Here is a 17,706-nt window from a genome sequence, read left to right as displayed (position 1 = left end):
AGTCCACAAATCAAATCATCTCCGGCAGTGACGCGAGAATCTTGTCCAAGGTAATCGGGTATTCCCGCACCCGTGCGCCCGTGGCGTTGTAGATCGCATTCGCCACCGCCGCACTCACGCCGCAAATCCCCAGTTCACCGACCCCCTTGGCTTTCATCGGCGATGAAATCGGGTCGGTTTCATCGAGGAAAATCACCTCCTGATGCGGGATGTCGGCGTGCACCGGCACTTCGTAGCCGGCCAGGTCATGGTTGACGAAAAAGCCGTGGCGCTGATCCACCGCGAGCTCTTCCATCAACGCGGCCCCGACGCCCATGGTCATGGCGCCGATCACCTGGCTGCGGGCCGATTTCGGATTGAGAATCCGCCCGGCGGCGCACACCGCGAGCATGCGCCGCACGCGGACTTCGCCGGTAGCGGCATCGACGGCGACTTCGACGAAGTGCGCGCCGAAGGTCGATTGCTGATATTGCTTGGCGAGGTCGGCGAATTCGATGCTGTCCTCGACTTCGATCGCGGCGTGTTGCACGGCGTCACGTAACGGCACGTTCTGGTTGCCCAGCCGCACGTGGCCGTCGACAAACTGCGCTTCACCCGCGTTCATGCCCAGTTTGGTCGCGACCGCTTCGCGCAGCTTCATGCACGCCGCGTAAACCCCGGCGGTCGAGCAATTGGCGCCGAACTGGCCGCCGGAGCCTGCCGACACCGGGAAATTCGAATCACCGAGTCGCACCACCACATCGTCCAGGCTGATCCCCATCATTTCCGCTGCAGTCTGACCAATGATCGTATAGCTGCCGGTGCCAATGTCGGTCATGTCGGTTTCAACGGTGATCTTGCCGTCGCGCTCCAGTCGTACCCGTGCGCCGGACTTCACCAGCAGGTTGTTGCGAATCGCCGCTGCAACGCCCATGCCGATCAGCCAGCGACCTTCGCGACGGGTGCCGGGCGCCGCATTGCGCTTATCCCAGCCAAAACGCTCGGCGCCGGTTTGCAGGCATTCGATCAGACGCCGCTGGGAGAACGGCCGCTCGGTTTTCACCGGATCGACCTGCGTGTCGTTGAGGATGCGGAACTGGATCGGATCGAGTTTGAGCTGTTCCGCCATCTCGTCCATGGCGATCTCCAGCGCCATCAGCCCCGGCGTTTCACCCGGTGCGCGCATGGCGTTGCCTTCCGGTAGATCCAGAGGCGCCAGGCGCATGGTCACCAGGCGATTTTCTGCAGCGTAGAGCAACTGACTCGGCTGCGCCGCGACTTCGACCTTGCCGTCGGCGAGGTTGCCCGACCAGCCTTCATGGGCGATGGCGGTGAGTTTGCCGTCAGCCGTGGCGCCCATGCGAATCCGCTGAATGGTAGCCGGACGGTGGGTGGTGTTGTTGGCGATCTGCGGGCGGGCGAGGGCGACCTTCACGGGCCGGTTCGCCAGACGTGCGCCAAGGGCGGCGAGGATCGCGTCGGCACGAATGAACAGCTTGCCGCCGAAACCGCCGCCAATGTACGGCGAGATCAGCCGCACGTTTTCCTTGGGCAGGCCGAGGGTGGTGGCGATGTCGCCGACGCTCCAGGCGATCATCTGGTTGGAGGTCCAGAGCGTCAGTTGATCGCCTTTCCAGGCGGCGAGTGTCGCGTGGGGCTCCATCATCGCGTGGGACTGATCCGGCGTGGTGTAGGTCTGGTCGAACTGCACGGGTGCGGCGGCAAAAGCGCTGGCGAAATCGCCGTGTGTGACGTCCGGCAATTCGTCTTTCGGCTCCACGCCCTGATCGCGCACGCTGGCCAGATCAAATTGACCTTTGTCGGCGGCGTACTCGACGTTGACCAACTGCGCGGCAGCCCGCGCCTGTTCGAAGGTTTCGGCGACCACCAGCGCTACTGCCTGGTGATAGTGCTGCACTTGCGGCCCGGCCAGCAGGTGCGCGGCGTTGTATTGGCCTTTGCCGAGCTTGCCGGCATTGGCGGCGGTGACGATGGTCAGCACGCCCGGCGCGGCGCGGGCGGCCTCCAGATCGATGCGGGTGATGCGACCCTTGGCAATGGCCGAACCGACCATCACGCCAAAGGCCTGATTCTTGACCGCCTCATGTTGCTCGTAGGCGTAAGGCGCCTGGCCGCTGGTCTTCAGCGGGCCTTCGATGCGGTCGGTGGGTTTGCCGATGACGTTCAACTGATCAATCGGGTTGGTCGTGGCGGGCGTGTCGAATTTCATGCTTCGTCCCTCGCTTGGGCCAGCACCGAGGCAATCGTGCGCTCGACCAATGTCACTTTGAACTGGTTGTCAGAAGTAGGCGTGGCGCCGTCGAGCAGGCGCGCACTGACGGCTTTCGCGCCTTGCGGCAGCAGCGCTTCCGCCGCTTCGACTCGCCAGGGTTTCGGCGCGATGCCACCGACGGCGATGCGGCCGCTGCCATCCTTCTGCAGGATCAGGCCGACGGAAACCAGGGCGAAGGCGTACGACGAGCGGTCGCGCACCTTGTGATAGACATGGGTGCCGCCCACTGGCGCGGGCAGGGTGACGGCGGTAATCAGTTCGCCCGGCGTCAGACTGGTTTCGACATTCGGTGTGGTGCCGGGCAACTGGTGGAAGTCCGCGATGGCGATGCGCCGCGTGCGGCCGTCGGCCTTGATCGTTTCGACCTGGGCATCCAGCGCCCGCATCGCAATCGCCATGTCACTCGGATGGGTCGCAATGCAGGCGTCGCTGACGCCGATAATGCCGAGTTGTCGACTGACCCCGCCAATCGCCGCGCAGCCACTGCCGGGATTGCGTTTATTGCAGGCTTGATTGGTGTCGTAGAAATACGGGCAGCGCGTGCGCTGGAGCAGATTGCCTGCGGTGGTCGCCATGTTGCGCAACTGGCCCGATGCGCCGGCGAGCAAGGCGCGGGACAGCAGCGCGTAGTCTTTCCGGACGCGGCTGTCGGCGGCCAGATCGGTATTGCGCACCAGTGCGCCGATGCGCAAGCCGCCGTCTTCGGTGGCTTCGATCTGGTCGAGGCCCAGGTGATTGACGTCGATCAACTGCTGCGGCGTTTCGATGTCGAGCTTCATCAAGTCCAGCAGGTTGGTGCCGCCGGCGATGAAACGCGCACCTTCGATTTGTGCAGCTTGAGCGGCGGCTGCGGCGGGAGAGTCGGCGCGGCTGTAATTGAACGCTCTCATGCTGGCACCTCCGCGACTTCGCTGATGGCTTCGATGATGTTCGAATAGGCGCCGCAGCGGCAGATGTTGCCGCTCATGCGTTCCTGCAATTCGCTGGCGATCAGTTGCGGTGCGTCGGTGAGGCTGGCGCTGGCGTGGCTGGGGATGCCGTCGCGGATTTCCTGGAGCACCGCCACCGCCGAACAGATCTGCCCCGGCGTGCAGTAGCCGCATTGATAGCCGTCATGCTTGATGAACGCGGCCTGCATCGGGTGCAGGTGGTCCGGCATGCCGAGGCCTTCGATGGTGGTGACTTTGGCGCCGTCCTGCATTACCGCCAGGGTCAGGCAGGAATTGATTCGCCGGCCATCGACGATCACCGTGCAGGCGCCGCACTGGCCGTGGTCGCAGCCCTTTTTGCTGCCGGTCAGGTGCAGGTGTTCGCGCAGGGCGTCGAGCAGGGTGGTGCGAGTATCAACCTCCAGCGCCTGTGGCTTGCCGTTGACTTCGATGGTTACTTTGGCCATGGCCGGTTGCTCCAGGCTGGCCGCGTAGGCCTTGAGGCTGATGAAAGGGGGCATCGCGAACGCGGTTGCGGTCACGGCACCGAGAATCAGGAAACGGCGTCGGGAGATCGCCATTGGCGGATGGTCGTTCATTTGCTTGGCTTCCTCTATCAGGTCGGCAGGGTGTGAAAGACCCGCACGGGTACGCTGGCGTGGTTGCCAGTCTCGCTCTGTTCTAGGAGTGACCACGCTGGAGAGGAAAAGGTTTTCTTTGATTTGCGCATGGCCTCATGCGCGCGCTTCATGAATCGACAGAAGGAACGCGGGTGCCTTGGCTGTGAGTCAGATCGCTCTCACAACCGAGACACCCGCGATTCTCAATGTGCGCCGACCACCATGGACGTAAACGGCGCCACATACGCCTGCAACGTCACCAGGCCGCCGACCAGGATTGCCAGCACGATGGAATGGAAGAACACGTAACGCAGGATTTCCCCTTCATGCCCGTACCAGCGAGTCGCCGTCGAGGCGACCACGATCGACTGCGCGTCGACCATTTTGCCCATCACTCCGCCGGAGCTGTTGGCCGCCGCCATCAGGACCGGGCTGATGCCCAACTGCTCCGACGTCACCCGTTGCAAGCCGCCAAACAGCACGTTGGACGCGGTATCCGACCCGGTCAGCGCTACGCCAAGCCAACCGAGCAAGGTGCCGAACATCGGGTAGAAAATCCCCGTGGCAGCGAATGCCAGCCCCATGGTCGCGTCCAGTCCCGAGTAGCGGGTCAGGAATCCCAGCGCCAGCATCGCGGCAATCGTGATCAGCGAGAAGCGCACCACCCACAGTGTGCGAAGGTACTGTTTGATGAGTTGCGGGATCGAGTAGCCCATCAGCAACCCACCGACAATCGCCGCGAGCAGGATGCCGCTGCCGGTGGCAGTGAACCAGGTGAACTTGTACACCGCCTCTTCAGCTTTCGGCGCGGCGACCACCGGAGGGACTTTTTCGATCTGCAGATGCAGGGAGCTGAAAGTCACGGCCGGGGCGAACACCGGATTGGCCTCGCGCAGCGGTTTGCCCTGCGGATCAAGCCTGGCCGATTGGCTGACGGGATCAATCGCCGGACGGGTGTCGAACATGTTCTTGAAACCCTGGGTGCCCCACGCAAACACGAACACCGTGAGGATGATCCACGGCATCCACGCGCGCATCACTGCCGGGCGCGCCTGATCGCTGAATGCGGCGCTGGCCGTGACCTTTTCTTCTTCGACCTTCGAGTCGTCATGCCGCCCCGACAGCGCGGCCGAGGTGTGGACGGTTGCCGGTTTCCAGACCTTGAGGAACAACGTCAGGCAGGCCATGGAAATCAGCGCGGCGATCACATCCACCAGCATCGGCCCGTGGTAGTTCGAAACCAGAAACTGCGGGATGGCGAAACTGACGCCCGCCACCAGAATCGCCGGCCATACTTCCAGCATCTTGCGCCACCCGGCGAAGGCCCAGATCAGCCAGAACGGCACCAGCACCGAAAAGAACGGCAGCTGCCGTCCCACCATCATCGAGAGCTCCATTTCATCCAGCCCGGTGACCTTGGCCAGCGTAATGATCGGTGTGCCCAGTGCGCCGAAGGCCACGGGCGCGGTGTTGGCGATCAGCGCCAGACCGGACGCTGCCAGTGGCGAAAAACCAAGACCGATCAGAATGGCGCCGGTGACCGCCACCGGCGTGCCGAATCCGGCGGCACCTTCAAAGAAGGCGCCAAAACAGAAGGCGATCAGCAGCAATTGCAGGCGCCGGTCGTCGGTGATGCGGGCGAGCGAATCCTGCAACACCTTGAACGAGCCGTTCTCGGTGGTCAGGCGATGCAGAAAAATGATGTTGAGCACGATCCAGCCAATCGGCAGCAGCCCGTTGGCCGCCCCGAACAGCGCCGCCGAACCGGCCATGTTGGCGGGCATGCCGAAGGCGAAGATCGAGATCAGCAGTGCCGAGGCCAGCGCCAGCAGTGCGGCCAGATGCGCCTTCACATGAAAGAAGGCCAGCGCCGCCAGCATCACCACCACTGGAACGGCGGCCATGATCGTGGAAATCACCGGATTGCCGAACGGGTCATAGACTTGTTGCCAGACCATGTCGCACCTCTACTTGTTGTTTTTGAGGGGCAGATCCTTTGCGCGTTGCAAGCAGTATAGGTGGCATTTGGCCGCCGCTCGGGCGAGGCGGGCGAGGCGATCAACGGTCATCGGCGGTCGGTGAATCATCGTCGTTTTCCCCGGTCGTATCTGCGGCAGCGCACACCGCGCCTCTTCGGTGCGGGCAGCGCTGCCGTTTCCGTCGTCAAGACCTTGGTTTTAGGGAAATTCTGAATGATGCGTGCAACAAGCCTGCTGCTGACCGTTTCCGCCGCTGTACTGCTGGGCGGCTGTGTGGCGGATTTCGATGATGACCATCGCCATGGCCGGCATTACGACCGCGATCATGGCCGTTATTACGATCACGACCGGCGCTGGGACGACCGCGATGACGACCGCCGCGACGGGCGTCGTTATCACCGCGACCGGGATGATGACTGACTGAAACGAAGAGGGCGTTCCCTTGCGGGAACGCCCTCTGGCATTAAAAATGAGCGCTCGCCCGGACGCTGGATCGCGCAGGCACTGAGGCCTCGATGTCCAGCAAATGGGTGGCGAGAATGTCGCTCAGAAAACGGAACTGATCGTTGAGGCCGACCACTTCATTGCTGAAATGATTGCTGGCGGCGGGCATCAACAGATCTTCGAAGGCTTCGTCGAACACCAGCGCTTGTGTCTTGCGCGACACGGCGTGCTGATCGTAGTAGTTGCTGCCGAAGACCGGGAAACTCACGGCGAGGGTGACGGTATTGATCATGATGTGAACTCCTCGTGCTGTGTGTTTCGGATGGGCTAATCGTGCCTTTGGCGAGCGGTCGGCGGAAGGCAATCGTCGCAATGGTGAATATCGACGCCATTGATGGTTGGACTGATGCAGCCCTGACCAGCGGATAAACGGCGCACCGCACGCACCTATACTCATGTCATCTCCCCCGGATTCTTCAGGTCTCCTGCCCGAAGAACAGATAAGGACCGCCACCGTGAACCTGCGTGCGCTGCTCGTCGCCGCACTGGTGTTGCTGGCCGGCTGCGCCACTACGGCGCGGGCCCCGGTGACCGCGCCGGCGGTGGTGGTTTCGCCGGCGACCTGGCAGCAGATCGACCGGGAAATCGTCAGCGCCTCGAAACAGGCCACCGAGCAGGTCAAGGTGTTCGCCCGTGGCTCGATGGAACATTGGCGCATTCGGGTCTATGAGCAAACTGAAGAAAATTTCATCCCGTGGTTCAGCAGCTACTGGACCCAGGAATGGCTATCGATGAAGGTCAGCTGGTACACCATCAGTGCCAGCGGCGAGCAGGATGCCTCGGCTAAGCGTCTGGCGGCCTATCTGCTGGAGCAATATCAGGAACGCGTGCTGGCGCCGGTAGCGGTGGAGATCGACCCGGATGCGATCCTCGGCCAGTCCACCGCGTTCTACGCGCAACTGATGGCGCAGCAGATGCCGGTCATCGCCCAGCGCCACGGTGTGCCCATTGCCCAGCTCAACGGGCGGTTGCAGAAAATCCCCGCCATCGCCCTTGGCCCGCCGCCGGCCCGGGACGCCTCGCTGTATCAGGTTGTCAGCACTGAACCGTTGAACACGCTGCCGGCCTACGCGGCGCTGATCGACAAGATTCACACCGACGGCGGCTCCAAAGGCGTGACCTCGACGGAGTCGGCCATGGCCCCGGTGGCCAAGCGCGCCAGCCAGCGCATGGAGGCGGAAATGGCCCCGCGCGGCGCAGCCAGCGCGGTGGCGGCAGCGGCAGGCAAACTGGCCGGGGCGCTGATTTCGGTCGGCGTGGCGGGCGTGCGCGCAATCATTCAGGCCAACGACCGCCCGGACAGCGAAGCGCTGATCCGCAGCAGCCTGGGCAACACCTTCGACAAGGCCTGGCTGAAACTGGTGCAGAACCCGACCACCGGCGTGATGGCCGGCACGCTGCACATGGCGGCGCAGGTCGAGGGCAATCTGGGCGGGCGAGATGAACCGTCGGTCGGGTTGGGCGTCAACCGTGTCGAATGGCGGCCGCCCGAGTCGACTACTCAGCAGATCGAACCCACCCTGCAAGGAGAATGATCATGGCTTACATCGATGTTTTCGTGGCGCCCGTGCCGAATGCCAACCGCGAACAGTACAAAAAACACTGCGAAATCGCCGCGAAGCTGTTCAAGGAATACGGCGCGCTGGAGGTGATTCAGGGCTGGGGCGATGACGTGCCGGACGGCAAGGTCACCTCATTCCCGATGGCCGTAAAACTCAAGGAAGGCGAAGTCGTATCGGCCGGTTGGCTGGTCTGGCCGGACAAGGCCACCCGCGACGCCGGCATGGCGAAAATGATGGAAGACCCGCGCATGCAACCGGACGTCAACCCGATGCCGTTCGATGGGCAGCGGATGATCTTCGGTGGCTTCAAGGACATTCTCGAGCCTTGATGCCGCGTTGCCGGGTCACTCCGCCGACGGGGTGATCCGGCAACCTTTGCGGTTGCGGATCTGTTCGTCCGTCGGCCGCTCGCGGACGAATTCGAAACGCGGCTCACCTTCGCTGTAATGCACCAGCCAGCCCCATTCCAGTTCACTCTCATCCTGCCCGGGATTCGGCGGTCGGGCCCACCAGGGTTCTTTGCTGAGGATCTCGCGCATGACGTCCTCCGGTTGATGGCAATCGTTGAACTATAAACCCCATGCCGAGAGTCGCCAGAAACGGGCGTGTAGAATCCAGGGATCTCGACGAACGAAGGAGCGGGGCCATGACGGACGAAACGCGCGGGGATCAACCGGTCAAGCGGCTGTTCTTCGCCCTGGACTGCCCGCCGGCACAGCGCAAGGCGATTGCCCAGTGGCGCAGCGAACTGGGTTTGCGTACCGGCAAACCGGTGCCGGCCGATAATTTCCACCTGACGTTGCTGTTTCTCGGCGCGGTGCCGTTGGCGCAGATTGGCGAAGTCTGCGAGGCGGCGGCGAAGGTGCGAACACCGGGGGAGGCGCTGAGGATTTCGCTGGATCGGTTGCAGGTCTGGCGGCGTGCCGGGGTATTGTCGCTGGCGCCGGAGCAGGCGCCGCAGGCATTGCTGCGACTGGTGTATGCGCTGGAGCAGGCGATGTTGCCATTCGGGTTTGAAGAGGCGACGCGGGAGTATCGTCCGCACCTGACGCTGGCCCGCGACTATCGGGCGCCGGAACCGGAATCCGCCACTGCGCCAGAGTTTTTCCTGCGTGCTGAGCGTTTTGCGTTGTTCGAATCCCACAAGGGTCGTTATCGCTCGCTGGCCGATTGGCCACTGATCTGAGCCAACAAAAAAAGGCGCCCGAGGGCGCCTGAATTCACCTGAACCGAGGAAGCCAGGTGAGGCCGTTCAGAGCAGGGGGCAGCGGTGGTAAGGCGCTGCGTGAACGGAAATCGATGTGTGTTTATTTGCCGAGTTTCACGCGGGTCCAGCCCCGGGTCATGATCCGCTGGGTGGCAATCGGCTGATCCGGCACCGCATACAGCGTGGCCATCACCGCTTGCGGCGGGTATGAGCCCGGGTCGTTGCGGATCGCTTCGTCCACCAGCGGCGTCGCCGCTGCGTTGGCGTTGCTGTAGCCGATGCTGTTGGTGACTTCGGCGATGATGTCCGGGCGCATCAGGAAGTTCATGAACAGATAAGCGTTCTCGACGTTGGCGGCATCGCGCGGGATGGCGACCATGTCATAGAAACTGCCGGCGCCTTCCTTGGGAATGCTGTAGTCGATCTCGACCTTGTTGCCGGATTCCACCGCACGGGCCTTGGCCTGCAACACGTCACCCGAGTAACCGACGGCCACGCAAATGTTGCCGTTGGCCAGATCGGAGATGTACTTGGACGAATGGAAATACGCCACCGACGGCCGGATCTTCATGAACAGCGCTTCGGCTTCGGCGATGTGCTTCACGTCCTTGTCGTTCACCGGATAGCCCAGGTAGTGCAGGGCGGCCGGGAGCATTTCGGTCGGCGAGTCGAGGAAGCTGATACCGCAGGCTTTCAGCTTCTCGGCGTTCTCTGGTTTGAACAGCAGGTCCCAGGAATTGGTCGGCGCATTCTTGCCGAGCACTTCGCGAACCTTGTCCGGGTTGAAGCCGATGCCGATCGAGCCCCACATGTACGGGAACGCGTGGGCGTTGTCCGGATCACTGGCGGAGGCGTTTTTCAGCAGCACCGGGTTGAGGTTTTTCCAGTTTGGCAGCTTCGATTTGTCCAGAGTCTGGTAGACCCCGGCCTTGATCTGCTTGGCCAGGAAACTGTTGGACGGTACCACGATGTCGTAGCCGGATTTACCCGCGAGCAGACGTGCCTCGAGGGTTTCATTGCTGTCGAACACGTCGTAGGTCACGCGGATGCCGGTCTCGTCCTCGAACTTCTTGACGGTGTCCGGGGCGATGTAATCCGACCAGTTGTAAACGCGCAGCACCTTGTCGTTGGCCTGGGCGCCCGTGGCGATTGCGCCCAATAAGGACAGTGTCAGCAGAGTCCTGCCAAACATTTTCATCGGTGAAACTCCATTCTTTTTATTCAAAAGCTTTTAAGCCAAAGCGCAAAGCCGTAAAACGCGACGGCCCTAAGCCGTCGCTGCCACTCGTTGAGGTTGCGGTTGCTGCCACGATTCGTTGGCGGTCTGATCCATCGCTTCCTGAATCGCCCGCTTGCGGTTGGCTTCTGCCTTGCGGCCGAAGTACCAGACCAGGAAAGTCACCAGCGACACCGCCAGCAGAATCAGGCTGGCCACGGCGTTGATCTCGGGCTTCACACCCAGACGCACGGCCGAGAACACTTCCATCGGCAGGGTCGTCGAACCCGGGCCCGACACGAAGCTCGCCAACACCAGATCGTCCAGCGACAGGGCGAACGACATCATGCCGCCCGCTGCCAGCGACGGCGCGATCATCGGGATGGTGATCAGGAAAAACACCTTGAACGGTTTCGCGCCCAGATCCATCGCCGCTTCTTCGATCGACAGGTCCAGCTCGCGCAAGCGGGCGGAGACTACCACCGCCACATAAGCGGCACAAAACGTGGTGTGGGCGATCCAGATGGTGACGATGCCGCGCTCCTGCGGCCAGCCGATAAGTTGCGCCATCGCCACGAACAGCAGCAACAGCGACAGACCGGTGATCACCTCAGGCATCACCAGCGGCGCGGTGACCAGACCACCGAACAGCGTGCGACCCTTGAAGCGCGTTACACGAGTCAGCACGAAGGCGGCGAGGGTGCCCAGCGCTACGGCGGCAATCGCGGTGTAGCAGGCGATTTCCAGCGAGCGCACCACCGAGCCCATCAGTTGAGTGTTGTCGAGCAGGCCGACATACCACTTCACCGACCAGCCGCCCCAGACCGTCACCAGTTTGGAGGCGTTGAACGAGTAGATCACCAGAATCAGCATCGGCAGATAAATGAACGTCAGGCCGAAGATCAACATGAACTTTGCAAAACCGAAGCGTTTCATCCCCGTGCCTCCATCTCTTTGGCCTGGCTGCGGTTGAACAGCAGAATCGGCACAATCAGGATCAACAGCATCACCACCGCCAGGGCGGATGCCACCGGCCAGTCGCGGTTATTGAAGAACTCTTGCCACAGCACGCGACCGATCATCAGGGTCTCCGGGCCGCCCAGCAGTTCCGGGATCACGAACTCGCCCACCACCGGAATGAACACCAGCATGCAGCCTGCGATGATGCCGTTCTTGGCCAGCGGCACGGTGATTTTCCAGAAGTTGTTGAAGTTGCTCGAACCCAGATCCTGCGCGGCTTCCAGCAGGCTGCCGTCGTGCTTCACCAGGTTGGCGTACAGCGGCAGCACCATGAAAGGCAGGTACGCATAGACCACGCCGATATACACCGCCGTATTGGTGTTGAGGATCTCGACCGGGTGATCGGTGAGCCCGGTCCACATCAGGAACGCGTTGAGCAGACCGTTGTTGCTGAGGATGCCCATCCACGCATACACGCGGATCAGGATCGCGGTCCAGGTCGGCATCATGATCAACAGCAGCAGGACGTTTTGCGTTTCCTTGCCGGTCTTGGTGATCGCGTAGGCCATCGGGAAACCGATCACCAGGCACATCAGCGTACTGAGCAGCGCCACCTTCAACGACCCGAGGTAGGCCGACAGGTACAGCTCGTCTTCGCCGAGCAGGGTGTAGTTGCCGATGTTCAGCAGCAGCTGGAATTTCTGTTCGGCGTAGGTGTAAATCTCCGAGTACGGCGGGATCGACAGCGCGGCTTCCGAGAAGCTGATCTTCATTACCAAAAAGAACGGCAGCATGAAGAACAGGAACAGCCAGATGAACGGGATGCCGATGACGAACTTTCGCCCGCTGGGCACCAGGCGCAGGAATTGCTGATTGAAGGTTCTCATGAGCGCAGTACCACGCCGCTGTCGTCTTCCCACCAGACGTAGACCTTGTCGTCCCAGGTCGGCCGCGCGCCACGGCGTTCGGCGTTGGCCATGAACGACTGGACGATCTTGCCGCTCGGCAATTCGACGTAGAACACCGAATGGCCGCCGAGGTAGGCGATGTCATGCACCTTGCCTTCGGACCAGTTGTAGCGGGTCTCCGGCTTGATCGTACTGACCAGCATTTTTTCCGGGCGGATCGCGTAGGTGATCGACTTGTCCTGCACCGAAGTGCTGACGCCATGACCGACGTAGATCTTCTGCTGCAAGTCCGGGCTGTGAATGATCGCGTGACCTTCAAGGTCCTCGACCACGGTGCCCTCGAAGGCGTTCACGTTGCCGATGAATTCGCAGACCATGCGGCTGACCGGCGCTTCATAGATGTCGACCGGGCTGCCGATCTGGGCGATCCAGCCCAGGTGCATGATCGCGATGCGCTCGGCCATGGTCATGGCCTCTTCCTGGTCGTGGGTCACCATCACGCAAGTCACGCCGACGCGCTCGATGATTTCCACCAGTTCCAGCTGCATCTGCGAACGCAGTTTTTTATCCAGCGCGCCCATCGGTTCGTCGAGCAGCAACAGCTTCGGCCGCTTGGCCAGGGAGCGGGCGAGGGCCACGCGCTGACGCTGGCCGCCGGACAGTTGATGCGGACGACGTTTGGCGTATTGGGTCATGTGGACGAGGCGTAGCATTTCTTCGACGCGGGCGTCGATTTCGCTGGCCGGCAAACGGTCCTGCTTGAGGCCGAAGGCGATGTTCTGCGCGACCGTCATGTGCGGGAACAGGGCGTAGGACTGGAACATCATGTTGATCGGCCGCTCGTACGGCGGCATGTCGGTGATGTCGACACCGTCGAGCAGAATGCGTCCTTCAGTCGGCCGTTCGAAACCAGCGAGCATGCGCAGCAGGGTTGATTTGCCGGAGCCGGAGCCGCCGAGCAGGGCGAAGATTTCGCCCTGATGGATCTCCAGGGACACATCGTCCACCGCCGTGGTTTCGTCGAACTTCTTGGTGACTCGATCGACTTTCACCAGAACCTTTTTCGGTTGCTGATGACCTTCAAGAGCCTTCCTGTAAGTGCTGGAGGCGTTTGCCATGTGAAACTCCCAACAGGTTTCAGTCGCCGGGCCAACGCGGCCTGGCTTAAGAGTGGATTGCAGACCCGCACCGTGCGGGTTGTTCGGCGCCGCCGTCCTGGCTGCCGGGTGATGCTTTTTGTTTTCGCGGTGTGTTGCTGATCGCGGATGACGGATGCGCAAGCGCGCAGCCGCCGACCCCGCGGGGGCAGTAAATGGTTTTGCAATCGTTGGGTGGCGTCAGCGCTGGTTGCGTCGCGCCGCACGCTGGCGGCAGGCCTCGCCGAATGCCTGGAAAATCCGCAGGTAATTCGGGTTGTCCAGCACTTGCCATTCCGGGTGCCATTGCACGCCGAGGGCGAAGGTCGGGCTGTGCTCCACCGAGACCGCCTCGATCAGGCCATCCGGCGCCACGGCTTCGGCGCGCAGGCCGGGCGCGAGGCGGTCGATGCCCTGACTGTGAATCGAGTTGACCTGGAATTCACCCGGCAGCTCCAGCGCTTCGAACACGCCACCCGGCAATACCTTCACGGCGTGGGCCGGGGCGTATTGCACGGCGACGTCCGGGCTGTCGGCTTCGCGGTGATCGAGCATGCCCGGCAGTTCATGCACCTTCTGGTGCAGGCTGCCGCCGAACGCCACGTTCATTTCCTGAAAGCCGCGGCAAATGCCGAGTACCGGAACGCCCGCCGCGATGGCTGCACGTAATAGAGGAAGGGTAGTGGCATCCCGCGCCGGATCGTGATCCGTGCCGGGAGCGCTGTCCGGACCCTGATAGTGGAAGGGTTCCACATTGGACGGCGAGCCGGTCAGCAACAGACCGTCGAGCTGACCCAGCAGGTCTTCGATTTCAGTCAGTTGGCCAAGGGAAGGAATGACGACGGGCAACCCCAGCGCCGCAACGCTGACAGCGCGAACGTATTTGTCGCCGCTGATGTGATAGGGGTGCAGGCCAATCTGTTTGACGCACGCAGTAACGCCGATCAATGGCTTGAATGCCATTTTTATTCACCTCGAAGTTTGACACTTGAACGAGCTTTTCCGGAGCTTAGCGTCGTTGATTTTAATTAACAACTCCCATGTAAAAAATTCTAAACGCCGTTCATCAAATCTTCATGATTCGCGGGCCTTTGGCGCCGTCATTGGCACGTGAGTGTTAAAAAAAGCCCGAAAAATAAACGCTGAGCGGCCCTGTGTTCGCTATTGACTTCACTTTGCCGTTCGGGTTGACTGGCTCCGCGAAACAGCAGTGAACATAATAATTAACAGCTAAATAGGTGCATCATGTCGGTCCCTCTGCGTGCCGTTCAACTCAACGAAGCAAACGCATTCCTTAAGAAACATCCTGAGGTTTTGTACGTCGACCTTCTGATTGCAGACATGAACGGTGTGGTGCGCGGCAAGCGCATCGAGCGCACCAGTCTTCACAAGGTTTACGAGAAAGGCATCAACCTGCCGGCCTCGCTCTTTGCCCTCGACATCAATGGCTCCACGGTGGAAAGCACCGGCCTGGGCCTGGACATCGGCGACGCCGACCGCATCTGCTACCCGATCCCCGGCACCCTGAGCATCGAGCCCTGGCAGAAGCGTCCGACCGCGCAACTGCTGATGACCATGCACGAGCTGGAAGGCGAGCCGTTCTTTGCCGACCCGCGTGAAGTGCTGGCCAACGTGGTGCGCAAGTTCGACGCACTGGGCCTGACCATCTGCGCCGCGTTCGAACTCGAGTTCTACCTGATCGACCAGGACAACGTGAACGGCCGTCCGCAATCGCCGCGTTCGCCGGTTTCGGGCAAGCGTCCGGTGTCGACCCAGGTCTACCTGATCGACGACCTCGACGAGTACGTCGACTGCCTGCAAGACATCCTCGAAGGCGCGAAAGAGCAGGGCATTCCTGCCGACGCCATCGTCAAGGAAAGCGCCCCGGCGCAATTCGAAGTCAACCTGCACCACGTGTCCGACCCGATCAAGGCGTGCGACTACGCCGTCCTGCTCAAGCGTCTGGTGAAGAACATCGCCTACGACCACGAGATGGACACCACCTTCATGGCCAAGCCGTATCCGGGCCAGGCGGGCAACGGTCTGCACGTGCACATTTCGATCCTGGACAAAGAAGGCAACAACATCTTCGCCAGCGAGGATCCCGAGCAGAACGCCGCGCTACGCCACGCGATCGGCGGTGTGCTGGAGACCCTGCCTGCGCAAATGGCTTTCCTCTGCCCGAACGTCAACTCGTACCGCCGCTTCGGCGCGCAGTTCTACGTGCCGAACTCGCCGAGCTGGGGCATCGACAACCGCACCGTGGCCGTCCGCGTGCCGACCGGTTCGCCGGATGCCGTGCGCATCGAGCACCGTGTCGCCGGTGCCGACGCCAACCCGTACCTGCTGATGGCTTCCGTTTTGGCCGGTATCCACCACGGCCTCACCAACGAAATCGAGCCGGGCGCTCCGGTCGAAGGCAACAGCTACGAGCAGAACGAACAGAGCCTGCCGAACAACTTGCGCGATGCCCTGCGTGAGCTGGACGACAGCGAAGTCATGGCCCGCTACATCGATCCGATGTACATCGACGTGTTCGTCGCGTGCAAGGAAAGCGAGCTGGCCGAGTTCGAAAACTCGATCTCTGACCTTGAGTACAACTGGTATCTGCATACGGTGTGAGGCCTTCAAAAGCCCCTCACCCTAACCCTCTCCCAAGGGGAGAGGGGACTGACCCGGGGATGCTCGGGAAATCCGTCGACCTGAACGATTTTTACCGAATCCATATTCGACTCGGTCGTTCACGTTGGTGCATCTCCCGAGACACTTCGGTCGGTCCCCTCTACCTCTGGGAGAGGGCTAGGGTGAGGGCAGCCATCTCAAGCCGAACACACACCCAGACACCCCCAAATTCCCCCGCGTCGAGCCACCACCATGACAACGACCCGCAACGACTGGGAACAACGCTTCCAGTCCCTGACCCTCGAATCCCGTGCCTTCATCAACGGCGAATATCGCCCGGCCATCAGCGGCGAAACCTTCGAATGCCTGAGCCCCGTCGACGGCCGTTTCCTGGCCTCCGTCGCCAGCACCGATGAAGCCGATGCCAACCTCGCCGTCGAAGCCGCGCGCCAATCCTTCAATTCCGGCGTGTGGGCGAACAAGGCCCCGGCCGAGCGCAAGCGCATCCTGATCCGCTTCGCCGACCTGATCCTGCAACACCAGGAAGAACTGGCGCTGCTCGAAACCCTCGACATGGGCAAACCGATCAGCGACTCGATGAGCATCGACATCCCGGCGACTGCCAACGCGATCCGCTGGAGCGCCGAGGCCATCGACAAGATCTACGACGAAGTCGCTGCCACCCCGCACGACCAACTCGGTCTGGTCACCCGCGAGCCGTCCGGCGTTGTTGCTGCGATCGTGCCGTGGAACTTCCCGCTGATCATGGCCAGCTGGAAATTCGCCCCGGCGCTGGCGGCGGGTAACTCGTTCATCCTCAAACCTTCGGAAAAATCCCCGCTGACCGCGATCCGCATCGCGCAACTGGCGCTGGATGCGGGCATTCCGAAAGGCGTGTTCAACGTCCTGCCAGGCTTCGGCCACACCGTCGGCAAGGCGCTGGCGCTGCACATGGACGTCGATGTGCTGGCCTTCACCGGCTCCACCGCGATTGCCAAGCAACTGATGATTTATGCAGGCCAAAGCAACATGAAACGCGTCTGGCTCGAAGCAGGGGGCAAGAGCCCGAACGTGGTGTTTGCCGACGCACCGGACTTGCGCGCGGCAGCACAAGCGGCGGCCGGCGCCATTGCGTTCAACCAGGGCGAAGTCTGCACCGCCGGCTCGCGCCTGCTGGTGGAGCGTTCGATCCGCGAGCAATTCATCCCGCTGCTGGTGGAAGCGCTGCAAGCGTGGAAACCGGGGCACGCCCTGGATCCGGCGACCACCGTCGGCGCCGTGGTCGATCAGCGTCAACTGGACAACGTGCTGCGCTACATCAGCATCGGCCGCGAGCAGGGCGCCGAACTGATCGCCGGCGGCCGCCGCACCCTCGAGGAAACCGGCGGCACTTACATCGAGCCGACGATTTTTGACGGTGTGACCAACGCCATGACCATCGCCAAGGAAGAAATCTTCGGCCCGGTGCTGTCGCTGATCACCTTCGACACCGTTGAAGAAGCACTGCACATCGCCAACGACAGCATCTTCGGCCTCGCCGCCGGGGTCTGGACCAGCAACCTGAGCAAGGCCCACACCTTCGCCCGTGGCCTGCGCGCCGGCAGCGTGTGGGTCAACCAGTACGACGGCGGCGACATGACCGCACCGTTCGGTGGCTTCAAACAGTCGGGCAACGGTCGCGACAAATCGCTGCACGCGTTCGACAAGTACACCGAGCTGAAATCGACCTGGATCAAGCTCTAATTCTATTTACAACGGTGGACGCCGGTTTTTCCGGCGTCCCTCGGAGAA

Annotated in this window: 17 protein-coding genes; 6 read left to right on the top strand and 11 right to left on the bottom strand. The window is 62.0% G+C overall.

The window, feature by feature from the left end; translation table 11 throughout:
- Nucleotides 1-10: 10 nt before the first annotated feature.
- The 4 genes from paoC to ACKUG4_RS21250 form a co-directional block, all read right to left on the bottom strand.
- Nucleotides 11-2,209, bottom strand: a complete 2,199-nt coding sequence (paoC, locus tag ACKUG4_RS21265) for an aldehyde oxidoreductase molybdenum-binding subunit PaoC (RefSeq protein ID WP_445434771.1) — start codon at nt 2,207-2,209, stop codon at nt 11-13.
- Nucleotides 2,206-3,162, bottom strand: coding sequence for an FAD binding domain-containing protein (locus tag ACKUG4_RS21260; RefSeq protein ID WP_445434770.1), 957 nt, complete (start codon nt 3,160-3,162; stop codon nt 2,206-2,208). The genes paoC and ACKUG4_RS21260 overlap by 4 nt, the downstream gene beginning before the upstream one ends.
- The gene (gene paoA / locus ACKUG4_RS21255) at nt 3,159-3,782 is read right to left on the bottom strand and encodes an aldehyde dehydrogenase iron-sulfur subunit PaoA (protein WP_445434790.1); all 624 of its coding nucleotides are present in this window, start codon (nt 3,780-3,782) and stop codon (nt 3,159-3,161) included. The genes ACKUG4_RS21260 and paoA overlap by 4 nt, the downstream gene beginning before the upstream one ends.
- 242 nt (nt 3,783-4,024) lie before the next feature.
- Complete coding sequence (locus tag ACKUG4_RS21250; RefSeq protein WP_064595387.1) at nt 4,025-5,779, bottom strand: L-lactate permease; 1,755 nt, start codon at nt 5,777-5,779, stop codon at nt 4,025-4,027.
- A gap of 234 nt (nt 5,780-6,013) precedes the next feature.
- On the opposite strand from ACKUG4_RS21250, the gene ACKUG4_RS21245 reads away from it, so the two are divergent.
- The gene (locus ACKUG4_RS21245; protein ID WP_064382340.1) at nt 6,014-6,220 is read left to right on the top strand and encodes a hypothetical protein; all 207 of its coding nucleotides are present in this window, start codon (nt 6,014-6,016) and stop codon (nt 6,218-6,220) included.
- A 43-nt stretch (nt 6,221-6,263) separates the two neighbouring features.
- Here ACKUG4_RS21245 and ACKUG4_RS21240 read toward each other — a convergent pair whose 3' ends face one another.
- Entirely contained in the window at nt 6,264-6,536 is a 273-nt protein-coding gene (locus ACKUG4_RS21240; protein ID WP_039770930.1) for a hypothetical protein, read from the bottom strand.
- A gap of 223 nt (nt 6,537-6,759) precedes the next feature.
- Between ACKUG4_RS21240 and ACKUG4_RS21235 the strand changes: the two genes are divergently transcribed.
- Together ACKUG4_RS21235 and ACKUG4_RS21230 are read left to right on the top strand one after the other, a co-directional pair.
- A complete protein-coding gene (locus ACKUG4_RS21235; protein WP_443526079.1) occupies nt 6,760-7,839 on the top strand; it encodes a hypothetical protein in 1,080 nt (359 codons plus the stop codon).
- A gap of 2 nt (nt 7,840-7,841) precedes the next feature.
- Nucleotides 7,842-8,195, top strand: coding sequence for a DUF1428 domain-containing protein (locus ACKUG4_RS21230; protein ID WP_064595389.1), 354 nt, complete (start codon nt 7,842-7,844; stop codon nt 8,193-8,195).
- 15 nt (nt 8,196-8,210) lie between these two features.
- On the opposite strand, the gene ACKUG4_RS21225 is transcribed toward ACKUG4_RS21230, so the two are convergent.
- Nucleotides 8,211-8,405 (bottom strand): hypothetical protein, encoded by a 195-nt coding sequence (locus tag ACKUG4_RS21225; RefSeq protein WP_007957125.1) that lies wholly within the window; start codon nt 8,403-8,405, stop codon nt 8,211-8,213.
- Nucleotides 8,406-8,512: 107 nt separating this feature from the next.
- Here ACKUG4_RS21225 and thpR point away from each other — a divergent pair, with 107 nt between their 5' ends.
- A complete protein-coding gene (gene thpR, locus ACKUG4_RS21220) occupies nt 8,513-9,052 on the top strand; it encodes an RNA 2',3'-cyclic phosphodiesterase (RefSeq protein WP_443526076.1) in 540 nt (179 codons plus the stop codon).
- A gap of 121 nt (nt 9,053-9,173) precedes the next feature.
- On the opposite strand, the gene ACKUG4_RS21215 is transcribed toward thpR, so the two are convergent.
- From ACKUG4_RS21215 to ACKUG4_RS21195, 5 genes are all read right to left on the bottom strand, one after another.
- Nucleotides 9,174-10,271, bottom strand: coding sequence for a polyamine ABC transporter substrate-binding protein (locus tag ACKUG4_RS21215; protein WP_445434769.1), 1,098 nt, complete (start codon nt 10,269-10,271; stop codon nt 9,174-9,176).
- 69 nt (nt 10,272-10,340) lie between these two features.
- On the bottom strand, nt 10,341-11,225 hold the full coding sequence (locus ACKUG4_RS21210; RefSeq protein ID WP_007957119.1) for an ABC transporter permease subunit: 885 nt from the start codon (nt 11,223-11,225) through the stop codon (nt 10,341-10,343).
- Nucleotides 11,222-12,136 (bottom strand): ABC transporter permease subunit, encoded by a 915-nt coding sequence (locus tag ACKUG4_RS21205; RefSeq protein WP_445434768.1) that lies wholly within the window; start codon nt 12,134-12,136, stop codon nt 11,222-11,224. The genes ACKUG4_RS21210 and ACKUG4_RS21205 overlap by 4 nt, the downstream gene beginning before the upstream one ends.
- Nucleotides 12,133-13,275: a polyamine ABC transporter ATP-binding protein gene (gene potA / locus ACKUG4_RS21200; protein WP_221399373.1), complete on the bottom strand. Its 1,143-nt coding sequence runs from the start codon at nt 13,273-13,275 to the stop codon at nt 12,133-12,135. Before potA ends, ACKUG4_RS21205 begins: the two co-directional genes overlap by 4 nt.
- A gap of 219 nt (nt 13,276-13,494) precedes the next feature.
- Nucleotides 13,495-14,256: a gamma-glutamyl-gamma-aminobutyrate hydrolase family protein gene (locus ACKUG4_RS21195; protein WP_074687819.1), complete on the bottom strand. Its 762-nt coding sequence runs from the start codon at nt 14,254-14,256 to the stop codon at nt 13,495-13,497.
- Nucleotides 14,257-14,538: 282 nt separating this feature from the next.
- Here ACKUG4_RS21195 and ACKUG4_RS21190 point away from each other — a divergent pair, with 282 nt between their 5' ends.
- Both ACKUG4_RS21190 and ACKUG4_RS21185 read left to right on the top strand, forming a co-directional pair.
- Nucleotides 14,539-15,915, top strand: coding sequence for a glutamine synthetase family protein (locus ACKUG4_RS21190; RefSeq protein ID WP_011333558.1), 1,377 nt, complete (start codon nt 14,539-14,541; stop codon nt 15,913-15,915).
- Between the two features lie 252 nt (nt 15,916-16,167).
- Nucleotides 16,168-17,658, top strand: coding sequence for an aldehyde dehydrogenase (locus ACKUG4_RS21185; protein ID WP_445434767.1), 1,491 nt, complete (start codon nt 16,168-16,170; stop codon nt 17,656-17,658).
- The last annotated feature ends 48 nt before the right edge of the window (nt 17,659-17,706 follow it).

It is taken from the genome of Candidatus Pseudomonas auctus (assembly GCF_048654275.1).
Taxonomy (GTDB): domain Bacteria; phylum Pseudomonadota; class Gammaproteobacteria; order Pseudomonadales; family Pseudomonadaceae; genus Aquipseudomonas; species Aquipseudomonas pharyngis.
Note: the sequence above shows the minus strand (reverse complement) of the source record. Positions and strands in the feature narration are given on the sequence as shown.

What these genes read in the sequence shown, in the direction of transcription:
- ACKUG4_RS21205 (WP_445434768.1), bottom strand. Translation starts at nt 12,136, where the DNA reads ATGAGAACCTTCAATCAGCAATTCCTGCGCCTGGTGCCCAGCGGGCGA.
- paoA (WP_445434790.1), bottom strand. Translation starts at nt 3,782, where the DNA reads ATGGCGATCTCCCGACGCCGTTTCCTGATTCTCGGTGCCGTGACCGCA.
- ACKUG4_RS21225 (WP_007957125.1), bottom strand. Translation starts at nt 8,405, where the DNA reads ATGCGCGAGATCCTCAGCAAAGAACCCTGGTGGGCCCGACCGCCGAAT.
- paoC (WP_445434771.1), bottom strand. Translation starts at nt 2,209, where the DNA reads ATGAAATTCGACACGCCCGCCACGACCAACCCGATTGATCAGTTGAAC.
- ACKUG4_RS21215 (WP_445434769.1), bottom strand. Translation starts at nt 10,271, where the DNA reads ATGAAAATGTTTGGCAGGACTCTGCTGACACTGTCCTTATTGGGCGCA.
- ACKUG4_RS21245 (WP_064382340.1), top strand. Translation starts at nt 6,014, where the DNA reads ATGATGCGTGCAACAAGCCTGCTGCTGACCGTTTCCGCCGCTGTACTG.
- ACKUG4_RS21230 (WP_064595389.1), top strand. Translation starts at nt 7,842, where the DNA reads ATGGCTTACATCGATGTTTTCGTGGCGCCCGTGCCGAATGCCAACCGC.
- potA (WP_221399373.1), bottom strand. Translation starts at nt 13,275, where the DNA reads ATGGCAAACGCCTCCAGCACTTACAGGAAGGCTCTTGAAGGTCATCAG.
- ACKUG4_RS21260 (WP_445434770.1), bottom strand. Translation starts at nt 3,162, where the DNA reads ATGAGAGCGTTCAATTACAGCCGCGCCGACTCTCCCGCCGCAGCCGCC.
- ACKUG4_RS21240 (WP_039770930.1), bottom strand. Translation starts at nt 6,536, where the DNA reads ATGATCAATACCGTCACCCTCGCCGTGAGTTTCCCGGTCTTCGGCAGC.
- ACKUG4_RS21185 (WP_445434767.1), top strand. Translation starts at nt 16,168, where the DNA reads ATGACAACGACCCGCAACGACTGGGAACAACGCTTCCAGTCCCTGACC.
- ACKUG4_RS21250 (WP_064595387.1), bottom strand. Translation starts at nt 5,779, where the DNA reads ATGGTCTGGCAACAAGTCTATGACCCGTTCGGCAATCCGGTGATTTCC.
- ACKUG4_RS21195 (WP_074687819.1), bottom strand. Translation starts at nt 14,256, where the DNA reads ATGGCATTCAAGCCATTGATCGGCGTTACTGCGTGCGTCAAACAGATT.
- ACKUG4_RS21190 (WP_011333558.1), top strand. Translation starts at nt 14,539, where the DNA reads ATGTCGGTCCCTCTGCGTGCCGTTCAACTCAACGAAGCAAACGCATTC.
- ACKUG4_RS21210 (WP_007957119.1), bottom strand. Translation starts at nt 11,225, where the DNA reads ATGAAACGCTTCGGTTTTGCAAAGTTCATGTTGATCTTCGGCCTGACG.
- thpR (WP_443526076.1), top strand. Translation starts at nt 8,513, where the DNA reads ATGACGGACGAAACGCGCGGGGATCAACCGGTCAAGCGGCTGTTCTTC.